This is a genomic window from Aquabacterium sp., assembly GCF_048860245.1.
Classification (GTDB): domain Bacteria; phylum Pseudomonadota; class Gammaproteobacteria; order Burkholderiales; family Burkholderiaceae_C; genus Aquabacterium.
Genome location: NZ_JBLIZW010000069.1, coordinates 1 through 4,858, shown reverse-complemented (window position 1 = coordinate 4,858; position 4,858 = coordinate 1). Strand labels below are relative to the sequence as shown.

Genomic DNA, 4,858 nt, shown 5'->3' with positions numbered 1-4,858 from the left:
GTGAGGCGCTCGACAAAGGCACGGTCGCCCTCGTCGCTGATGGCACCATATTTGACGCACTGGAAGTAGGTGCCCTGACAAGGCAGCAACTCAAAGCGTGAGCCTGCCAGCGCCTGCCGGAAAATGTCGCGCTTGCCTTGGTACAGAGCCTTGAGCTGCTCGTACCAGCCAGGGCGCTTCATGAAGTCAGCCAGGGCGTGCTGCGATGGTGCGTGCACGGTGAAGACGATGAACTGGTGTGCCTTGCGAAACTCGGCCATGAGTTCGCGCGGCGCCAGACAGTAGGCCACCTTCCAACCGGTGTTAGCGTAAGTCTTGCCGAAGCTGGAGACGACGAAGGCGCGCTCGGCCAGGCCGGGGTAGCGCAGCACGCTTTCGTGCCGGGCACCGTCGAACACCATGTGCTCGTAGACCTCGTCGCTGAGCAGAACGATGTCGGTGTCCTTCACCAGGGCTTCCAGCCGGGCCATGTCTTCGGCCGTCCACACCGTGCCGGTGGGATTGTGCGGGCTGTTGAGAATGATCATGCGCGTGCGGGGCGTGATCAAGCGGGTCACCTCGTCCCAGTCGGGGCGGTAGTCGGGCAGGCTCAGGTGGGCATAGACGACCTTGCCACCCTGCAACTCAACCGACGGCGCGTAACTGTCGTACACCGGGGTGAAGACGATGACCTCGTCGCCCGGGTGCACCAAGGCGGCCACGGCCGTGAAGATCGCTTGCGTCGCCCCGGCGGTGACGGTGATTTCGGCATCCACATCGTAAGACGCGCCATACAGCGCACTCACCTTGGCGGCAATGGCCTCACGCAGCACCGGCACGCCGGTCATGGGGGCGTACTGGTTGTGGCCGGCGCGGGCGTACTGGTCGAGCAGCGCCAGCAACTCGGCGGGCGCATCAAAGTCCGGAAAGCCTTGCGAGAGGTTGATGGCGCCGTGCTCGCTGGCCAGCGCGGACATCACCGAGAAGATGGTGGTGCCGACCTGGGGCAGGCGGGAGGTGAGGGGGCGGGGGTAGCTGGGCATGCCGGCAAGGATAGCGTGCAGGCCCCCTCATCAGCAGGTCAGTTGCGATAGAGAACATCCCTTGTCAGCACCGTGGCGTTGCAGAGGAGGCGAGGCATGGCTCCCTGTCGAGGAGCCATCTGACAACGCAAAAAAAACCAGGCCTCGAAGGCCTGGCTGTGTGCTTCAACGCACAGTGATATCGGGCCGCCACTCTGGATAGCCGTCGCCCGTCCTACTTCAGGGCAAGGCCACCACCGGATCCAGCGGGTTCCCAGGCTGAATGCTGGCGCAATTTTGCGGCACCGGCTTGTTGCGGAAGCGGTCATTCACCCAGTCAATGGCTTGTGGCAGCCACACGGCCATGCTCGTGAAGTGGCTCAGAGCATATTCTTTGTGCTCAATCTGCACGCCCTTGGCGCAGTACTGACGCGCCAGGGTTCGAACATCGCCCGCCAGCATCACGCCGTCGCCTTTGCCCCAGATCGGCGAAGCCTTCGTGCCCTCAAGTTCACCGCCGGTACCTTGGCCGATGAACATTGGGGTCGTGGGTGTACCACCCGTGCCCATGATGACCTTGTTCACGCTGTCCACGTAGGCACCCAGCTTCAGGCGGTTTTCGTACTCGGGCTTGACGATGTCTTTCCAGTACAGGTCTGGGTACTGGCCCAGCACGTTCACAATCGACTGGTTCTTCATCTTTTCGTGAAGCGCCAGCCCTTTTTCGGAGAGGTACTGTGGCAGGTTCAGGTCGAACGAGCGGCCCACGCCGATGAGTGCCATGCCCGCCACACCGCCCCAGATGGGCGAGCCCTGGATGTAGTCGAGGTTGTGGTCAGGGTGCACCAGCACACCGCCGATGGCGCTGCCGATCAGCTTCTGGTTCACGTCAGGCGCATAGGTTGGTGCCAACTCAGCGGCCCATTCCGAGGCGATGGCGCCACCCGAGTAACCGATCATCGCCACTTTGGTGTTGCTGGGCAGGCCCAGCTCGGGAGATTTGAGCGCGGCCCGGATCGAGTTGAGCGTGTGATAGCCGTACTCCGGACCGGCTGCGAAGTTGGCCTTCGGCCCCTCGGTGTCAGGAATGATGATGGTGTAGCCCTGAATCAGGAAGGGGGCGAACAGTGCCGTTTCAACCCCTGGGATCAGATCGGGCAAGCGCTTGCCGCCAGCAATGGAGCGCGAAGGCGAGTCTTCAGGATTCAACGAGTCGTAAAACGACTGGTAGGAGACCACCTTGTTTTTGTTCAGGCAGAGCAGGCACCAGGGTTTGACCACCGTGGTGACGTTTGCCACAGGCCGCATTTGCACATCGACCGAGCGATACAGCAATTGCGTGGCTTTCAGCGGTGTTGCCAAGCCCAGGATGCGATAAGTGATGGTGCGGGTCTTGAGAACCGTGCCTGGCGCGTAGCTGGACAGCGGGGTGCTGTCTGTGTACTCATAGAACGGGTCCGGCGTCGCCGTGGCAGCGATCGCGGTGGATGCGCCCGGGAGGGTGACTGCGGCAACGGCGACCCCGGTCAGGGTGCGCAACAGGCGCTTGGCTTGTGAGTGGATGGGCATCAGATATCCAGGAAAGATGGGTGGAGGAGGCTTTTCGATCATGTGGCCCATGTCCATCTTGCGTCGTGCGGCTGCCTGCTTGCCCGGTGACATATCACCAGGCACAGGAGCCGCGCGGCACCACAGCTTTCGTGGTCCTTTTGCTCACCATGACCGAAGATCTTTTGTTTCACGTGCAATGCGCACGCGCGTTTCCCCTGTGCCAGGGATTTCACGGGGGGGATATCGCGTCATGTGGCGTCTTCACTAGGTGAACCTGGGCCAGATGCCAAGGCTTGGGTCAAGCGCTCGGCAAGAACGCGTTGGCCCGAAGGACATGGCGCCCAAGCCCATGGGCCCATGTTCGAAGGCACTGACTTTGCGAGTGCCCTCACTTCGCCAACTCAGCACGCATCGCGTCGATCGCCGCCTTGTAGTCCGGCTTGCCAAAGATGGCGCTGCCCGCCACAAAGGTGTCGGCGCCCGCGTCGGCGATGCGACGGATGTTGTCCACCTTCACGCCACCGTCGATCTCCAGGCGGATGTCACGGCCCGAAGCGTCGATGATCTTGCGCACCTTCTCGGCCTTGCGCAGCGTGCTGTCGATGAAGCTTTGACCGCCGAAGCCGGGGTTGACGCTCATCAGCAGCACCACGTCCACCTTGTCGATGACCCACTCCAGCACGTCCACGGGCGAAGCGGGGTTGAACACCAGGCCCGCCTGACAACCCTCGGCCTTGATGAGCTGCAAGGTGCGGTCCACGTGGGTGGAGGCATCGGGGTGGAAGGTGATGATGTCGGCACCCGACTTGGCGAAGGCCTGGGCCAACGCGTCCACGGGCTGCACCATCAGGTGCACGTCGATGGGCACGGCGGTGCCGTCGGCCTTGACGGCGTGTTTGCGCAGCGCTTCGCACACCATCGGTCCGAAAGTCAGGTTGGGCACGTAATGGTTGTCCATCACGTCGAAGTGGATCCAGTCGGCCCCGGCGTCGATGACGTTGCGCACCTCCTCGCCCAGGCGGGCGAAATCGGCAGAAAGGATGCTGGGAGCGATGCGGAAGGTGCGCGACATGGAAAGGGCCTTTCGGTGGATGGGTGCGCCATTGTAAAAAGACAGCCCCAGGGTTTGCCAGGGTATGTCACAGAGTCCATGAAAGGGGATTGCCTAGAATGGGCCGCATGAGCAAAGCCCAATTCACCTGCGCCGTGGTCCCCCAGTACCTGGAAGACCAGAGCAATCCCGTGCGACACGAGTACGCCTTTGCCTACACGGTGACCATCGTCAACAGTGGCGAGGTGCCCGCGCAATTGATCGGCCGCCATTGGGTCATCACCGATGCCACGGGCCATGTCGAGGAGGTACGCGGCCTGGGCGTGGTCGGGCACCAACCGCTGCTCAAACCAGGTGAGCGCTTCGAGTACACCAGCTGGACCCGCCTGAACACGCCCCATGGCGTGATGCAGGGCACCTACTTCTGCATGACCGACGCGGCCGAAGCCTTTGAGGCGCCCATCCCGGCCTTCACCCTGGCGCGTCAACAATCCCTGCACTGAATTGATGAAGCGCTTGGCCTCTCTCAAGACGCTGTGGCAGCGACGGCCCTGGTGGTCGCGGCCCGGTCAGGATGTGGAACTGCAAGCCTTGCTGGACGGGGCCGATCCACAAGCGCCCCAGGCGGTTCGGCACCTGTGGCTGATTCGCGTGCTGGGCTGGGTGCGGCGCGCCGAGCAGCGGTATGGCATCCGCACGCTGGTGAGCACCTTGCAGCAAGACCCGGCGCGCCGCGCCCGCGTGGTCAGCATGCTCGCCAGCATCTGGCGCGATGGTGACGTGGCTGCCCTGCTGGCCGACTTCGGTTTTTCGCCGCGCACCTCTTTCTTGAACGAACTGGGCGAGCGCCTGCGTCGCCGCGTGCTGCCGCTGAGCCCGGACACCGACGACCTGGGCACGCTGTTCAACCTGCTGTTCGACGATCCGGCCGATGCGCAATGGCTGGCCGATCTGGATGAGCCCACGCTCAATGCCATCGGCGAGCTGTGGGCAGACGCGATGCGCGAGTTGGATCCGGAGCGCTGCAACGGCGCGGCCTGCCCGCTGGGCTGGCGCGAGCCCTTCCACGACGCCATGCTCTACTTGGCCACGCAGATCCGCGCGGCGGGCTTCTCGCCGGCGTTTCGCTCGCGCATGGGTGTGCGGGTGGACGTGGACTTCGACACCAAGATGGCGCGCGCAGAGGGCCGCTCCAACGAAGCCAGTGCGCGGCATGCCTTTCGCCACCTGTCGCAAACCACCGAGCGGGTGCACG

4 protein-coding genes and 1 pseudogene are annotated in these 4,858 nt (G+C 63.4%); 2 read left to right on the top strand and 3 right to left on the bottom strand.

Features of this window, described 5'->3' with window-relative positions:
• From ACMV18_RS07615 to rpe, 3 genes are all read right to left on the bottom strand, one after another.
• Window positions 1-1,022 (bottom strand): methionine aminotransferase (locus ACMV18_RS07615; RefSeq protein WP_420817338.1); only part of this gene is annotated, 1,022 nt, incomplete at its 3' end.
• Between the two features lie 219 nt (window positions 1,023-1,241).
• The gene (locus ACMV18_RS07610) at window positions 1,242-2,570 is read right to left on the bottom strand and encodes a lipase family protein (RefSeq protein ID WP_420817337.1); all 1,329 of its coding nucleotides are present in this window, start codon (window positions 2,568-2,570) and stop codon (window positions 1,242-1,244) included.
• A 370-nt stretch (window positions 2,571-2,940) separates the two neighbouring features.
• Window positions 2,941-3,624, bottom strand: a complete 684-nt coding sequence (gene rpe, locus ACMV18_RS07605; protein WP_420817336.1) for a ribulose-phosphate 3-epimerase — start codon at window positions 3,622-3,624, stop codon at window positions 2,941-2,943.
• 107 nt (window positions 3,625-3,731) lie between these two features.
• Here rpe and apaG point away from each other — a divergent pair, with 107 nt between their 5' ends.
• The gene (gene apaG, locus ACMV18_RS07600; protein ID WP_339584627.1) at window positions 3,732-4,106 is read left to right on the top strand and encodes a Co2+/Mg2+ efflux protein ApaG; all 375 of its coding nucleotides are present in this window, start codon (window positions 3,732-3,734) and stop codon (window positions 4,104-4,106) included.
• Window positions 4,107-4,110: 4 nt separating this feature from the next.
• Window positions 4,111-4,858: pseudogene (locus ACMV18_RS07595) on the top strand (hypothetical protein); the annotation flags it as partial.